This window comes from Streptomyces sp. 7R007 (assembly GCF_054850255.1).
This window is the reverse complement of sequence record NZ_JBTWMV010000007.1, coordinates 153,192-167,465: the sequence shown is the minus strand read 5'-3', so window position 1 is coordinate 167,465 and position 14,274 is coordinate 153,192. Positions and strand designations below refer to the sequence as shown.

The following is a 14,274-nucleotide window of genomic DNA, read 5'->3' as shown; positions in this document are numbered from 1 at the left end:
CATCCCCAGCCGTTTGCACAGATGGAGTGTGTCCGCAATGGGCCAGTACGAGGGCAAGCACGCGGTGATCACCGGAGGCAGCAGCGGATTCGGCCTGGCCACCGCTCAATTGCTCGTGGACGAAGGCGCGCGCGTGCTGATCACCGGGCGCAACCAGGACACCCTGGACGCCGCCCGCGACCGACTCGGTGAGAACGCGATCGCGGTACGCAGTGACGCCGCCTCGCTGCCCGACATCGAGGCGCTGGCCGACCGGGTGAAGGCAGAGTTCGGCACGGTCGACGCCCTCTTCGCCAACGCGGGCGTCAACGGTTTCGCGCCCTTCGAGGCGACGACCGAAGCGCTCTTCGACCAGTTGCTGGCCATCAACGCCAAGGGCCCCTACTTCACGGTGCAGAGGCTCGCTCCGCTGCTGGCCGAGGGCAGCGGGGTGGTCCTCACCACGTCCGTGGCGAACGTGCTGGGGCTTCCCATGCTCAGCGCGTACGCGGCCGGTAAGGCGGCGGTGCGCTCGATGACCCGCAGCCTGGCCCGGGAACTGCTGCCGCGCGGAATCCGCGTCAACGCGGTCAGCCCCGGCCCGATCGACTCCGGAATTCTGGAGAAGTCGATGCCCGAGGAGGCGGCCGAACAGACCAAGGCGCAGATGGCGGCCGACAACCCCATGCTGCGTCTGGGCACCCCCGCGGAAGTCGCGAGGGCGGTGCTGTTCCTCGCCTTCGACGCCACCTACACCACCGGAGCCGAACTCGTCGTGGACGGCGGAGGCTCCCAGCTCTGAGTCCCGGCCGGTCCGTGTCCGCTGCCGCGGGTCCCGGACCAAGGGCCCGCGGCAGCGAGGGAACTCACAGGTCTGCGTGTCCGAAGGCAGGGCACCAGAACTTCTGTCTCATCCCCCACGGACCAGGAGTTGCGGTGACTGCGAAGGACTTCACCCCCAAGTACACGGTGCCGGGTATCGAGCGCGAGGCGGCCGGTCGGCTCATCGACGTCCTGCGACTGCGGCTGCACGCGCTCAACGACCTCCACCTCACGCTCAAGCACGTGCACTGGAACGTCGTGGGCCCCCACTTCATCGCCGTGCACCAGATGATCGACCCCCAGGTCGACCGGGTGCGCGACCTGGCCGACGACACCGCCGAACGCATCGCCGCGCTCGGCGGTGTCGCGCAGGGCACGCCCGGCTCCCTGGTGCGGGAACGGACCTGGGAGGACTACTCCATCGGACGCGCCGACGCCATCGCCCATCTCGGCGCGCTGGACATCGTCTACACGGGTCTGATCGAGGACGTCCGCGCCGCGATCAAGGTCGCCGGGGAGATCGATCCGGCGACGGAGGACCTGCTCATCGAACAGCTGCGGGCTCTGGAGCAGTTCCAGTGGTTCGTCCGCGCCCACCTCGAGAACGCCGGCGGCACCCTGAGCACCGCCCGGGCCGAGACGGAGGAGGACGCCGCCCGGGCTGCCACGTCGTAAACGCGCGGAGTCCGCGCCCCCGGCGGCGTCGGCGAGCAGGACGGCGCCGGGGCCGCCTTGCCGGGCGGCATCGCGCCCGCCCTGGTGCCGGTCGGTCTGGCCTGCCTCGTCCTCCCTGCCGGCCGGCATCCCTCGCCTGGTCCGCCGCCGGTAGCGGCCCGCCAGCGTGGCGGTGACGCTGGTACGGGGGCCGCAGAACGAGGCGAAGAGGACTTTCCCATGAAGATGTCGCTCGGCATTCTGGCCGGGGCACTGACCGTGTCCGTCTGTTCCACCGCAGCTGCCACACAGGCCGCTGCCGCAAGCTCGGTGGTGCACAGGCCCGCCGACGTCTCCGCGTCCGAGTGCATCAGGGGCGGCGGCGTGATCATCATCAACGCCTCAGGGGACGGCCCCTACCTCACGTACTGCGAGGGCGGGACCCACGACGGCGAGACCATCTCCTGAAAGGGAGCTGCTGACCGGGCCGTTCACGTCTACTTGTCCTTGGCAGCACCGTTCTTGCCCTTGGCCTTCTCCGCCCGGCCCGGTGGGACGCCGGGAGAGTTCACCTTGCCCTTGCCGACGGCTGCGACTCCCCGCGTGGCGTCGCTCGTGCGGGCACCGGGGCCCGGGTGCCCGGAAGGCGGGTGAACAGCGCTGCTGTCTGCCGCAGCCTCGCCCAGCGAGCGGGCCGAGGCGGACTGGGTGGGCGAGGGCGGGGCCGCCGACGCGGAGGGCGACGCGGAGGGCACGGTCCGATCGCTGGTGGACGGGGCCGCTTCACCGCCGGCGCTGTGCTGCGAGAGGTTGTCGGTGACGACGAGACCGGCTGCGACCGCGGCGGCCAGTGCGGCCGCCGATCCATACCTGACGAGGCGCCCGCGGGCGGAAGCCGCCCGGGAGTGGCGGGCCGTCGCGGCCGGGAACGGGTGCGGGCCGGGCAGCGGGGTGCGGTGGTGCGTGCCGTCGTCGTCGGCGTACCCGGCTGCTTGGGATACGGCGCCGGGTACGCCCTGCGTCTCGGCCGCAGCGCCGATCGCGGTGGCCGCCGCCAGGTCGGACAGCGCGCGGGCGCAGTCGCGTGCCGTGGGGCGGGCCGCTTCGTCCAGGTCGGTCATCCGGCGCAGCAGCGCGGCGAACGCGTCGGGCAGGAACTCCGGGAGGACGGGCGGCCGGTGCACGCGTGCTATGGCCGCTTCCAAGGGACCGCCGTCGTATTCGAGCCTGCCGGTGAGGCACTCGAGAAGGACCAGGCCGAGGGCGTAGACGTCGGCGGGGCGGCCGACGGGACGGCCCAGGACCTGCTCGGGGGACAGATAGGCCGCCGTGCCGATGAGGGTGCCGGTGGCGGTGCGGGTGGTGGCGTCCAGCAGACGGGAGATGCCGAAGTCGGTCAGGTGGGGGCGGTCGGAGGCGTCCAGGAGGATGTTGGACGGTTTGACGTCCCGGTGAATGATGCCCGCCTCGTGGGCGTGGGCGAGGGCGTCCGCGAGGCCGGCGCCCAGTGCGGCGGTGGCCTCGCACGTCAAGGGCCCTTCGGCGATACGGGTTTTCAGGGTGGGGCCGTCGATGAGCTGCATCACCAGGTAGGCGTCGCCGTCGTGGCGACCGGCGTCATACGCGGTCACCAACCCGGGATGCTGCAACCTGCCCAGGATGACCGCCTCGCGGCGGAAGTCCTCCTCGGTGTCGAAGCCGGTGCCGGCCCGGAAGACCTTCACGGCCACCGGCCGCCGCATCCGCAGGTCGACCCCGCGGTGCACGTCCGCCGCGCCGCCCGAACCGATCAGCGCGTCCAGTCGGTAACGGCCCGCGAGAATCCGTTCCGAGCTCCGCGAAGCCCGCACCTCTTGCCCCTCACACAACGCCAACTCCATCTCCCCCTGCTTCACAGGACGGCACCGGCAGGCACCCGCCGTCGACAGGCTGTCGAACGCAGGTACCCATCCAGCCACCGCTTGCACGGGAGCGGACCCAACTTCTGCGTGGGCGAAGGGTGGGGGAAGCGGCGGAGCGCTGTCCGAGGGCGGTGAGCAGAGGGGCGCGGCGTCAGACGTCGTCCGCCCTCGACAGGGCCTCGCTGATCAGGCGGGTCGCGAAGTCGCGGTCGTCGGTGAGGCGGTTGATGTGCTCGGCGAGCAGGAAGGCCGTGGCTTCCAGGGGGTTCATCTCGTCCCTGGTCCAGTCCCCGTACTGCGCGCGCCACAGGCTGGGACTCAGCCCGGTGCCCGCGGCGACGAGCAGTCCGGCCATGGTGGGGATCGCCTCGGGCCGCACGCTCTTGGGCATCATGCGCATCGAGGCCACCAGGTTGGGCACCACGATCTCGACGACGTCCTTGCCGTGGTCCTCGTAGACCATGCGCAGCCACTGCATGAACATGTAGATGACCGTGCACGCACCGTCCACCAGGTCATCGGCTCCACCCGGACCCAGCGACGCGACGAACTGGTCCGTCAGGGCCTCCTGTTCGGGGTCGCTCTGCGTCCGGTCGTCGTAGATGGCCTTGAGCCGGGAGTCGATCATCAGGAGCGCCGCGCCCACGTCTCCGGCGCGCGCGTACTGGGGGTCGCAGGGCGATGACACGGCAATTCCCCCTCAGGGTGACCATGAGCAGTGCAGCACGCACTGACAGTAGCCCGCCGACCCTGCGCCGGTCGCCGATTCGCGGCTGCGGGCATCCAACGGGGCTCGTGAGGCATCCGTCCGAACGGACGACAGAAGCCGGTACGGGCCGGTAGGCGTTAAGGCCGTCCATTCCGTAAGCCCCTCGGGTCCCCGCACCGGGTCGTTCGGCCCTGTCCCGGCCCCACTCCCCCGGCCTACCGTGAAAACGTCAATGAAACGTTTCATAAGGGAGTCCCCGAACCATGCCGACGACGACCCCCCTCCCCGACCTCGACGGCCTGCTCTCCGGCATGGGCGCGGCGGGCAGCCGGATCAGTGACATCGACGCCGGCGAGGCGGCGGCCGGCAACATCTCGGTGTACGTCGGCTGGGACCTCGACCTGGCCGACGCGTTCCCGCGCAGCGACGACATCGCCCTGCCCCTGCCCGCCCCGGCACTGGCCGGGCGGACCCTCCTGGTGACCGGTTCCGGGCGCCGCCTGCGCCAGCTCGCGCAGGACCCCCTGGCCGGGATCGGCGCGGTCCGCATTCATCAGGACGGCCGGTCGGCCACCCTGCACACCTCACCGCGCCGCCGGTTCTCCACCCTGACCAGCGAGTTCAACTCTCATCTCGCGGTCCACCAGGACCAGGTGGCGCGGCGCGGCATCACGTTCCAGGCCGTCGTCCACGCACAGCCCCCGCACCTGACCTATCTCAGCCACATCCCCGCCTACCGCGGCACGGCACGCCTCAACTCCCGCATCCTGCGCTGGGAACCGGAGGCGATCGTCAGCCTGCCCGAAGGGGTCGCGGTCCTCGACTTCATGGTCCCCGGCTCCGCTGAGCTCATGTCGGCCAATATCGCGGCACTGCGCGACTCCCAGGTGGTGCTGTGGAGCAAGCACGGGGTGATGGCCCGCTCCGACGTGTCGGTGACCCATGCGGTCGACCGCGTCGAGTATGCCGAGACCGGTGCCCGCTACGAGTACATGGACATGGTCGCCGGGAGCCGGGCGGAGGGGCTGACCGCGCAGGAGATCAAGCGTGTGGCCACCGCTTTCGACGTCATCTCGCCCTGGGCGTGAGTCCCCGCGTCGCGTCGATGGCGTACGTGCCCTGCCCGGAAGGGGAGTTCCGGGCAGGGCACCGGCGGGCGGCTATTGATAGGTGAGGGTCACAGGGCCGTGGACGGTGTGGCGGGGAAGGGTGATCGTGAGTGTGCCGGTGGAGCTGTCCCAGTGGTAGGCGTGTGCGGTCAGCCGTACACCGGTCGCGGTGACCTTGGTGGGGGCGTGGGTCGTTCCCAGGAGGGAGAGGGTCCACCGGCGGTTCTGCACCTGGCCGGGGAACCTGCCCTGGACCGGGGCGATCGACACGGTGTGGCGTGAGCCGTCGCGCTCGTATCGGACGGTCGTCGTGGCGCTGTGTCCCTTCCTCGTCGTGGTGGTGCCGTCGTCCTCGTACAGGTGGTACGAGCCCGAGGTGCCGGAGGCGACGGTCAGGGTGACGTCGGTGAGGGGGTTGCGGTCGTTGTCGGTGACGTCGTGGGTGCGGGTCGCCAGGATGCCGCCGGACTTGAGGAACACCGGCATGGTGTCCAGATTCGTGGTGATGTCCTGCGTGGTGCCGCCCTGGTAGGTCTTGCCGGTGAAGTAGTCGGTCCACTGGCCGGGCGGGAACCACACCGATGTCGTCGCCGTCGTCCCGGGCTTCGTCACCGGCGCGACCAGGACGTCGGAGCCGTAGAAGTACTCGCTGCCGGACGTGGCGTACGCCTGCTCCTCGTCCGGGTACTCCAGGTAGGTGGGACGGACGATCGGGACGCCGGTGCGGTTGGCCTCCTCCGCCAGCCCGTACGTGTACGGCACCAGGTTCTCGCGGAGGTTGAGGAACGCGTCGGCCGACCGGCGCGCCTGCGTGCCGTACTGCCAGGGCAGCCGGTCGCTGTGGTTGCTGTGCAGCCGGTCGATGGGCTGGAAGGTGCCGAACTGCACCCAGCGCGCGTACAGGTCGTCGGGGAGTTTGTGCGTGGTGCGGGTCTGTCCGCCGTCGGTGTACGTCTCCGAACCGGTCAGGCCCGTCGTGTCGTTGTGTCCGCCGATGTCGTGGGTGACGGCCGCCATGCCGGTCGCCGCCGACTCCCCCGGTGTGTAGCCGACTTCGAACTTCAGCGTGCCCCAGGTGGAGGCGGTGTCACCGGTGAAGTGCACGGTGCTGCGCTTGTCCGCCCACGGTCCGGTCGGCAGCGCCTGCTGGCCGCTGTAGCCGCCGGCCTGGAGGGAGCCGTAGGCGCGCGAGAGGACGAAGCCGCGGCCGAGGGTTTCCCCGGTGAGGGTGGCGTACTGCTGGTTGATCCAGGCGTCCGGGGTGACGCCCTGGAGCGAGGACTGCGAGGAGTCGCAGCACCAGTCGAGCCACCAGAAGTCGTTGCCCTGTTCGTCCATCGTGCGGTGCAGGTCCAGATACGCCTTGAGCTGGTCGGGGTCGCCGAAGTCGAAGGTGTAGCAGTTGTCCTCAACGGAGGCGGCCGAGGCGCAACCGCCCTTGGTCAGCTTGCCCTTGGCGGTGGCCTGCGCCTGCGCGAACTGGGGGTCGGAGGCGAGGATGCTCGGGTGCACGTTGAGCGTGTTGTGCAGCCCCTGGTCGGCCGACCAGTCGAAGAACCCCTTCGGGTCGGGGAAGCGGCCGGTGTCCATCTCCCAACCGCTCCAGTTGTTCACGGCCTTGAAGTCCGTGTCGGTCACGAGCACGTCCAGCGGCACGTGTTCGGACCGGAACGCCGGGAGGATGGTGTTCTCGTAGTCCGCCGCGGTGCGGTCGATGTACTCCGAGTACCACACGCCGTACGCCCACTGCGGCAGCAGTTGGGGCGGTCCGGTCAGGGTGGCCAGGTCCGTCAACGCCTGTTTGTAGTCGTGTCCGTAGCCGAAGACGTAGCCGTCCTGGTAGGGCGCGCCGCCGTGGGAGGGGCGTGGGGTGACCTTCCGCGTCGCGGTGTCGTAGAGCGCCGAGGGGGTGTCGTCCAGCAGGTACCAGCCGTCCCGGTGGAGCAGGCCGGGGGTGGTGACCGGGGCACGGTCGTCGCCGTTCACGCCGTCCAGGCCCCGGCGGTAGCCGCCGAGGGCGAGGTGCGGAGGCGGTGCGGCCTCGTCCGGGGCGGTGACGGAGACGGTGTCAAGGTTGACGTGGCAGCTCGCCGCTTCAGGGCAGCCGAGGGTGATGTCGTTCTCGCCCGCCTTCAGGGCGAGGGGGACGGACGCGGTCTGCCAGGTGTCCCAGTCGTCGGTCGGCGGCAGCGTCAGGGTGGCGGTCGCGCCGCCTGCGGAGACGGCGGCGGTACGGGTCTGGTGGAGGCCGTCGCTGCCGGTGCCGTTGGCGTAGCGCACGCGCAGGGTGTACGTGCCGTCGGCCGGGACGCCGACCAGGTGGGTGGTCAGGCCCGACCCCTTGTTCAGCTCGGCGACGAAGCCGGTGCCCGCGTATCCCGCGTGGTCGGTGGCGCTGGTCGCGCTGCCGCCGATCCGCCCGGCCTCCGCCTCGCAGCTGGTGCCGAGCGGGCAGTCGGTGATCGCGGTGGTGCTGACGGGCGGGTAGGCGTCGCCGGGACGGACCAGGGCGACGCTGTCGACGTTGACGTCGCCGCTGTCGGAGGCGGTCCGGGTCAGGGCGATGGTGTGGTGGCCGGCGCTCAGGTCGAGGCGTGCGGTGGCCACGCTCCAGGTGTCCCAGTCGGCCGTGGTCGGCAGGGTGACCGTCTGCGGGGAGCCGCCGTCCACGGTGAGGGTCAGGGTGCGGGTGCGGGTCTGGCCGTCTCCGCCACGGGAGTTGGCGTAGCGCAGGTCGAACTCGTAGGCGCCGCCCGCTTTGACATCGATGTCAGCGGATGCCGAGCTGCCGGTGCCCTCGAATCCCGCGGCGAAGCCGGTGCCGGTGTGGCCGGCGTGGTCGGAAGCGGTGGACAGGCCGCTCAGTTGGAGGCTCTCCGCCTCGCACAGCGCGCCGACCTCGCAGGTCAGGCGTTGCCAGGGGGCGGCGGTCACCGCGGTGGCGCCGGCCGTCAGGCGCACCGAGAGGTTGCGGGCGTCGAAGGGGCCGGAACCGACCTGGTAGCGCAGGGTCAGCGCGCTCGTCCTGATGGTCAGCCAGCCGTCGGATGTGGTGGCCTTGTAGGCGGCCGGAGTGAAGCCGGTGCGGCCGATCGCGTTGAACGTCGGGGCATCCGTGAAATCGCCGTCGCCCGCGTACTCGGTGCGGATGAGCGTCGGCGAGAGGATCTCGAAGCGCGCCTCCCCGGACTTGACGGTGGGAATGCGGTGGCCCTGCGAGGCGCCGGCCGACGCCGGTCCGGCGCCCGCCAGCGTCATGGCGGCGGCGACGGCCAGCGCCGCGGCCGCGCCGATCTGTCGCCGTAGTGATCTGAGCCGTCGTCTCTTCGATGCGGCCGTCATGTCAACTCCGTCTCTCTTCGCGTCCTATGCCGTGTCCCTGCTGGCATTGCTCCCAACGCGGCGTGGGGCTCCCGTCGTTGCGAGCGGTGCGAGTGGCGTGAGAGTACGTCGTGAACTGCGGTGCCGATAAGAGGGCGTACGACGTCGTCACTGCGCAGTGGTGCCGAATCCCGCGGCCGGCTCGCCGTCGACGGTGATGCCGAGCCGGCCGGCGACGGCGGAGAGCGCCGCTCCCAGCGAGAGCCCGATCCGGGCGGCGGCGTACCGGTCACCGCGGGTCACGTCGCGGTTGACGATCAGCACCGGCTTCCCGGACTGCGCGGCCTGACGCACGAACCGCAGCCCCGACATGACCGTCAGCGAGGAGCCGAGGACGAGCAACGCGTGCGCCGCGTCGACGAGTTCACGGCACCGCTCGACCCGGCGAGGGGACACGGCCTCCCCGAAGAACACCACGTCCGGTTTGAGGACGCCACCGCAGCGCGCGCAGGGCACCACCCGGAAGTCCCCGACCTGGTCGTCGCCGAGATCGGCGTCACCGTCCGGGTTGACACCGGCCGCCACCGGCGCGAACGCCGGGTTGGCCTCGGTCAGCCGGGCCGCGAGGTCGCGGCGCGGGCTGACGTCGCCGCACCCGAGGCACACCACCCGCGCCAGGCTCCCGTGCAGTTCGACGACGTCCTCGCTGCCGGCGGCCTGGTGCAGCCCGTCCACGTTCTGCGTGATCACGCCGGACAGCAGCCCCTGCCGCTCGAACGCGGCCACCGCACGATGCCCCGCGTTGGGCCGGGCCCGGCCGAAGGTCCGCCAGCCGAGGTGGCTGCGCGCCCAGTACCGGCGTCGCGCCTGGGCGCTGCCGGTGAAGTCCTGGTAGAGCATCGGCGTGTGCCGGCTGAGGCTGCCGCCCTCACCGCGGTAGTCGGGGATGCCGGACTCCGTGGAGATGCCGGCGCCGCTGAGCACCAGCACACCGCCGGCCGCCAGCGCGTCAGCGACGGGCCGCAGATCGGTGGTGCCCGGCGGCAGGTCCTCGGTGGGGGTCCAGCTCAGGGTGGGGCGCATGCGCATAGCGCCAGGGTACGGAAGTCGGCGACGGCCACGGCCGGAGGTCAGCAGGGGCGCATGAGCGCGACGGGCGGGCGGGCTGTCTCGTGCGGTCGCGGGACCGGAGGGGTTTCGGCTCGTGCCGCCGGTGTAAGGGCGTATCGAATGAGCCGGCGCCACTGGCGGCGGCCGGCGAGAATACCGGCGGCAGTGCCGCAGAGATCGACCCGCCGTAGGTTGCGGGCCCAGACAGCGGTCACCGCCACCGTCGCCGCGGCGACATGCCCCGCCCAGGAGTGCCCTGCCCGGTGCAGCCCCATCAGCGTGGCCGCTGCCCCGCCGCACAGGGCTGCGATCGCGGGGAGTGAGCTGGGTGGTCCCCGGGGCCGGTCACTTCGTCGCCCTGGAACGGCCCGATGTACTGGCCGACCTGCTGAACGCCGTGGTCTGACCGCGCTCTGGTCGGAGCGCCTACTTCGCGTGGGTCACCGCGTCCCTCTGCAGTTCCACCGCCGCCAGCAGGCTCAGCCCCGGCACCGCCTGGCGCAGTGCCTTCACCGCGGCCACCGAATCCACGGCGCCCGTGAAACCGGCGTCCGACAGCCGGGCGCGGACCCAGTCGGCGCGCAGGCGGCCCTCGCTGTCCGCGGTCGCCGCCGCGATGACGGCGGCCGCGCGTTCCAGGCCCGGCCGCTGTTCGGGCGAGGCGTCCGCCAGCGCCTCGCGTATCGCCGACGCGATCACGTCCGCGTCCCGCACCAGCACCACGGCGGTGTGCTTGTCGCTTAGTCTCCCGAAGCCCTTCATGCCGATCATCGTGGCCTCACCTTCCGCCGCTACCAAGGGACTTGAGGAAACTCAGAGCCACCGCTCCTTCGGCGGCCAGGCAACGGTGTACGTGTGGGTGCCGGGTGCGGCGCGTGTGGGGTCGGCTCCGGGGGGGATGTCCGCCTCCGTGCCGGGCGGGACGTCCACGGTCAGGGTGAGGGCGTCGGCGCCGCGCCGCCAGTCGCTGGTGATGGTGCCGTGCGGGCAGTCGTGGCGGGCCGAGGCCGAGGTCAGGCCGCCGCCGGGGCGGGGGGCGATGACGAAGCGCCGGTAACCGGCGGCGGTGGCGTCCGGTGTCGGATGCGGTCGGATGCCGGCGGTGTACTGGTGCAGGAAGGAGACGACCGCTCCCTTGCCGTTCGGGCAGATCCCGCCACGGCGCACCCGTGCGCAGCCGCCACAGCACCCCGTTGACCACCTGCCGATGGTCCCTCCACGGCCGCCCGCACCCATCAGCCCGAGGAAGCAGCGGCTCTATCCGCCCCCACGCCGCATCCGTCAACTCTCCAGTCCCGCCATGACATGCATCACCCCGGACGGCGACATGGGCGCCGCCGCAGAGCCCCGAAGATCATTCGTCAGATGCGGCCGAGGACCGATAGAGACATCCCCGGGGCCTTTGTTCAGCGGTGGCTATGAGCGGGAGGCGCGGGCTGGCCGAGGGTCGCTTGCGACTCGTCGACGAGTCCGGTCAGGCGCGCGACCTCGGTCTCGGTCAACTGTTCGGCAACCTCGGAAGCTTCGATGTTGGACCGGAGATGGTCGGTACTGCTCGTGCCGGGGATGACGACTATGGAGGGCGAACGGCGCAGCAGCCAGGCCAGTGCGATCTGGGCAGGTGTGGCACCCAGGCGCTCTGCCGGGCCGGTTAGCTCCTGGTGGTCGCTCAGCAGCCCGGCGGCCAGCGGGAAGTAGGGGATGAAGAGGATGCCCTGGGTCTCGCAGTCGGCGAGGACCTGGACGCCACTGCGGTCAAGCAGGTTGAAGCGGTTCTGCACCGCCGCGATGGGGGTGATCTGCTGGGCGCGGGCCAGCATCTGCGGGGACGCGCCGGACAGGCCGATGCGTCGGATCAGTCCCTGGTCTCGTAGCTCGACGAGTGCGCCGAGGGACTCCTCCAGCGGTACGTCCTGGTGCGCGCCGGGGGTGTCGCCGACGAGGCGGAGGTAGGTCAGCTCGCTCACGTCCGTTCCCATGTCGATAAGGGCCTCGTGGACCTGCCGCCGGATCGTCTCCGGGCGGCCGTCGACGACCCAGGACTTGTCCGGGCCGCGCTCTGCGCCGACCTTGTTGCCTACGACCACACCGTCGGGGATCGGTCTCAATGCCTGCCCGATCAGCTGGTTCACCGTTCGCGGCCCGTAGGCATTCGCGGTGTCGAAGAAGGTCACGCCCAGCTCCACGGCCAGGCGCAGCACCCGCCGCGCCTGCTCCGCGTCGTCCGGGAATCCCCAGACCTTGGGGCCCGCGAGCTGCATGGCGCCGTATCCCACACGATTCATCGATCTCTCCAGGCGTATCACTGCAACGGAATTTTGCGTATCACTGAACGATCCAGTGATACGCCTTATGCCGTAGCATTGCAACCGTGGATGATGCGAAGACCCGCAGTCGCCGGCAGATCCTGGAAGTGGCAGCCGAGCTCTTGGAACGGGAGGGTGCCCAGGCGCTCTCCACCCGCGCCGTCGCGGCGGCGGCAGGCATCCGTGCCGCCTCCTTGTACCAGCTCTTCGGTGACAAGGACGGGCTCCTTTCGGCGCTGGCCATCCACGGCTTCGACCTTTACTTGGCGCAGAAGCACACCTTGTCGTCGAGCGGCGACCCGGTCGACGACATGCGCCGCGGATGGGACATGCATGTCGACTTCGGCCTAAAGCACCCCGCCTTCTACCTGCTGATGTACGGCACCGACCGCCCCGGCCGCCGCCCACCTGCCGCGCGGGAGGCGCAGGAACTCCTTATGACGTTCCTCGGCCGCGCCGCCTCCGACGGCCGCCTACGGGTACCGCCCGTCCTTGCCGCCCACCTCACGCTGGCAGCGGTGACCGGCGTCACGCTCTCCCTGATCGGCATCCCCGAGAGCGAACGCGATCCAGAGGTCTCACCACGCATGCGGGAAGCACTCATCGACGCCCTGACCACCGACACGAGCCCAGCCCCAGACTCCACCCTCGCCGCTCGCGCCCTCGCGCTCGATGCCACCCTCAACGGGGCGGATCCAGCTACTGTCCCGCTCCGTCCCGTCGAGACCGCACTCCTGCAGGACTGGCTCCAGCAGCTCGCAAACTAGGACGAGCCGGGACCTCGAAGGCCATTTGTCAGACACGGCTAGTGCACCGCGAAGTGGTCGACATCGCTGAACCCGGTCGGATGCGCTCGCCATGCGGCGCGGTGAGGGCGTCGACTGTTCTGCCACGGCTTCACGTCAGGCTGCTTCGGTTCCGCTCGGAGCAGCGGGTGTACCAGGCCGCACAGCGAGCAGCCGCCCGGCCCACGCTCGGGCTTCGTCCAGGTGTTCAGCCTGCAGCCCGGCACGAGGATCAGGCTGAACCAGCAGGGTCGCCGCGCCACGGGCGGTGCGCTCCGCGGCCCAGGAGTGGTCGAGGTCAGTGAAATCGTCGTCGATCCACACCGCGGGGGCGTCAGCCAGCCAGGCGTCGACGTAGTCGCGCTTCCACAGGTAGCCATTGGGGTGGCTTGTTGTGATCTTGGGGCGTGGGAGATCGACGTGCGGCAGCGGTGGGAGATCGAGGAGCGGTCCGATCAGAGTGGCGGCGTCCTGGCGCCAGTTGGTGCACCAGACTGGCGTGACCATGCCGGTACGGATGACTTCCATGAGCATGGGGCCATGGGCGGGGTTGAGCCAGACGGTGACCGGGTCGTCGGCGCTGCGGCCGGTGGGGACGACGTCGTGGCGGGCGTGCGTGGCTGGGGTCGAGCCCTCCGCGTCGGGGAAAGGCATGAGGACGCCGTCGATGTCGAGGAGCAGGTAACCGCAGCCTTCAGTGCTGCTGACGAACGTCTCGGCGGAGCCCGCGGCCTGTCCACCGTCACCGCCTACCTCGCCGACACCGCCGCCCCCATGCTCCGCGGACGCTTCCCGAACGAAGCCTTACGGCGGGCCGCCTTCGGCTCCGTTGCCGAACTCGCTTACCTCGCCGGATGGAAGCACCACGACCTCGGCCAAGAAGGAGCCGCCCAGCGTTACCACCAGGTCGGCTACCAACTCGTCTGCGAAGCCGACCCACGCGGCCACGCCGCCTGGATGATGCGCGCCCTCGCGCACCAGGCGCTCAGCCTCAAACAGCCCCACCACTGCGTCGACCTCGTCAAAGGGGCCCTCACCCGCGGCCTGGGCCACGTCGACGGCCAGACCGAGGCGCTACTGCACATCACCCACGCCCGCGCCTACGCTGCGGTCGGCGCGAAGCCAGCAGCAGCCCACGCCCTGCGCGACGACGGCCCCCCAGCCCAGCTACTCCCGCGTCAGCGGCCCGGCCGCCGGCACCGTCGCCAGCCGCACCGCCCGTACCCTGACCGACCTCGCCGACCACGTCGGCACCGAGCACAACACCGCGACGCCCTGGTGCGCTGGGACCCCGAGAAGTACAAGCGCGTCCACGCCCTCGCCTACGCCGACCTCGGCCACAGTCTCGCCGCCCAGGCCCGCGCCGACGAGGCCGTCGCCGCCTGGTCACAGGCCCTGACCCTACTGGAGGGCATGACCTCCGATCGCACCCGTAAAGCGGTTACTTCGCTTCGCTCCACCCTCTCCATCTACCAGCGCCGCATAGTGCCCGGAGCTGCCGCACTCGCCCGCCGCGCACGCGAAGCGCTGGCCTCAGCTGCCATCATCCGGCCGACGAAGGGACACAAGCCGTGGCTC

General features: G+C 70.9%; 13 protein-coding genes and 2 pseudogenes. 6 read left to right on the top strand and 9 right to left on the bottom strand.

Annotation, left to right across the window (positions count from 1 at the left end):
• The first annotated feature begins 37 nt into the window (after positions 1-37).
• The 3 genes from ACYF6T_RS12155 (at position 38) to ACYF6T_RS12145 (ending at position 1,923) form a co-directional block, all read left to right on the top strand.
• Entirely contained in the window at positions 38-781 is a 744-nt protein-coding gene (locus ACYF6T_RS12155; protein WP_461695845.1) for an SDR family oxidoreductase, read from the top strand.
• A gap of 134 nt (positions 782-915) precedes the next feature.
• Complete coding sequence (locus tag ACYF6T_RS12150) at positions 916-1,476, top strand: Dps family protein (protein WP_461695844.1); 561 nt, start codon at positions 916-918, stop codon at positions 1,474-1,476.
• A gap of 219 nt (positions 1,477-1,695) precedes the next feature.
• Entirely contained in the window at positions 1,696-1,923 is a 228-nt protein-coding gene (locus ACYF6T_RS12145; RefSeq protein WP_461695843.1) for a hypothetical protein, read from the top strand.
• 29 nt (positions 1,924-1,952) lie between these two features.
• Here ACYF6T_RS12145 and ACYF6T_RS12140 read toward each other — a convergent pair whose 3' ends face one another.
• Together ACYF6T_RS12140 and ACYF6T_RS12135 are read right to left on the bottom strand one after the other, a co-directional pair.
• Entirely contained in the window at positions 1,953-3,305 is a 1,353-nt protein-coding gene (locus ACYF6T_RS12140; protein WP_461695841.1) for a serine/threonine-protein kinase, read from the bottom strand.
• A 202-nt stretch (positions 3,306-3,507) separates the two neighbouring features.
• The gene (locus ACYF6T_RS12135) at positions 3,508-4,044 is read right to left on the bottom strand and encodes a hypothetical protein (RefSeq protein WP_461695840.1); all 537 of its coding nucleotides are present in this window, start codon (positions 4,042-4,044) and stop codon (positions 3,508-3,510) included.
• A 284-nt stretch (positions 4,045-4,328) separates the two neighbouring features.
• Between ACYF6T_RS12135 and ACYF6T_RS12130 the strand changes: the two genes are divergently transcribed.
• Positions 4,329-5,153: a class II aldolase/adducin family protein gene (locus ACYF6T_RS12130; RefSeq protein WP_461695838.1), complete on the top strand. Its 825-nt coding sequence runs from the start codon at positions 4,329-4,331 to the stop codon at positions 5,151-5,153.
• Positions 5,154-5,225: 72 nt separating this feature from the next.
• Here ACYF6T_RS12130 and ACYF6T_RS12125 read toward each other — a convergent pair whose 3' ends face one another.
• From ACYF6T_RS12125 to ACYF6T_RS12100, 6 genes and pseudogenes are all read right to left on the bottom strand, one after another.
• Entirely contained in the window at positions 5,226-8,432 is a 3,207-nt protein-coding gene (locus ACYF6T_RS12125) for a TIM-barrel domain-containing protein (RefSeq protein WP_461696018.1), read from the bottom strand.
• A 231-nt stretch (positions 8,433-8,663) separates the two neighbouring features.
• Positions 8,664-9,584, bottom strand: a complete 921-nt coding sequence (locus ACYF6T_RS12120; RefSeq protein ID WP_461695837.1) for an NAD-dependent protein deacetylase — start codon at positions 9,582-9,584, stop codon at positions 8,664-8,666.
• A 447-nt stretch (positions 9,585-10,031) separates the two neighbouring features.
• Entirely contained in the window at positions 10,032-10,367 is a 336-nt protein-coding gene (locus ACYF6T_RS12115) for a hypothetical protein (protein ID WP_461696017.1), read from the bottom strand.
• Between the two features lie 51 nt (positions 10,368-10,418).
• The gene (locus ACYF6T_RS12110; RefSeq protein WP_461695836.1) at positions 10,419-10,772 is read right to left on the bottom strand and encodes an alpha-L-rhamnosidase C-terminal domain-containing protein; all 354 of its coding nucleotides are present in this window, start codon (positions 10,770-10,772) and stop codon (positions 10,419-10,421) included.
• Positions 10,738-10,890, bottom strand: a pseudogene (locus ACYF6T_RS12105) (transposase); the annotation flags it as partial. The pseudogene ACYF6T_RS12105 and the gene ACYF6T_RS12110, both read right to left, overlap by 35 nt.
• A 121-nt stretch (positions 10,891-11,011) precedes the next feature.
• Complete coding sequence (locus ACYF6T_RS12100; protein WP_461695835.1) at positions 11,012-11,890, bottom strand: aldo/keto reductase; 879 nt, start codon at positions 11,888-11,890, stop codon at positions 11,012-11,014.
• A gap of 86 nt (positions 11,891-11,976) precedes the next feature.
• Here ACYF6T_RS12100 and ACYF6T_RS12095 point away from each other — a divergent pair, with 86 nt between their 5' ends.
• Positions 11,977-12,678 (top strand): TetR/AcrR family transcriptional regulator, encoded by a 702-nt coding sequence (locus ACYF6T_RS12095; protein WP_461695833.1) that lies wholly within the window; start codon positions 11,977-11,979, stop codon positions 12,676-12,678.
• A gap of 135 nt (positions 12,679-12,813) precedes the next feature.
• Here the strand turns inward: ACYF6T_RS12095 and ACYF6T_RS12090 are convergent, their stop codons facing one another.
• A complete protein-coding gene (locus ACYF6T_RS12090; RefSeq protein WP_461695832.1) occupies positions 12,814-13,350 on the bottom strand; it encodes a hypothetical protein in 537 nt (178 codons plus the stop codon).
• A 9-nt stretch (positions 13,351-13,359) separates the two neighbouring features.
• Between ACYF6T_RS12090 and ACYF6T_RS12085 the strand changes: the two are divergent.
• Positions 13,360-14,229 (top strand): annotated as a pseudogene (locus tag ACYF6T_RS12085) (tetratricopeptide repeat protein); the annotation flags it as partial.
• Between the last annotated feature and the right edge of the window lie 45 nt (positions 14,230-14,274).

What these genes read in the sequence shown, in the direction of transcription:
- ACYF6T_RS12155 (WP_461695845.1), top strand. Translation starts at nt 38, where the DNA reads ATGGGCCAGTACGAGGGCAAGCACGCGGTGATCACCGGAGGCAGCAGC.
- ACYF6T_RS12145 (WP_461695843.1), top strand. Translation starts at nt 1,696, where the DNA reads ATGAAGATGTCGCTCGGCATTCTGGCCGGGGCACTGACCGTGTCCGTC.
- ACYF6T_RS12130 (WP_461695838.1), top strand. Translation starts at nt 4,329, where the DNA reads ATGCCGACGACGACCCCCCTCCCCGACCTCGACGGCCTGCTCTCCGGC.
- ACYF6T_RS12125 (WP_461696018.1), bottom strand. Translation starts at nt 8,432, where the DNA reads ATGACGCTGGCGGGCGCCGGACCGGCGTCGGCCGGCGCCTCGCAGGGC.
- ACYF6T_RS12120 (WP_461695837.1), bottom strand. Translation starts at nt 9,584, where the DNA reads ATGCGCATGCGCCCCACCCTGAGCTGGACCCCCACCGAGGACCTGCCG.
- ACYF6T_RS12115 (WP_461696017.1), bottom strand. Translation starts at nt 10,367, where the DNA reads ATGAAGGGCTTCGGGAGACTAAGCGACAAGCACACCGCCGTGGTGCTG.
- ACYF6T_RS12100 (WP_461695835.1), bottom strand. Translation starts at nt 11,890, where the DNA reads ATGAATCGTGTGGGATACGGCGCCATGCAGCTCGCGGGCCCCAAGGTC.
- ACYF6T_RS12090 (WP_461695832.1), bottom strand. Translation starts at nt 13,350, where the DNA reads ATGCCTTTCCCCGACGCGGAGGGCTCGACCCCAGCCACGCACGCCCGC.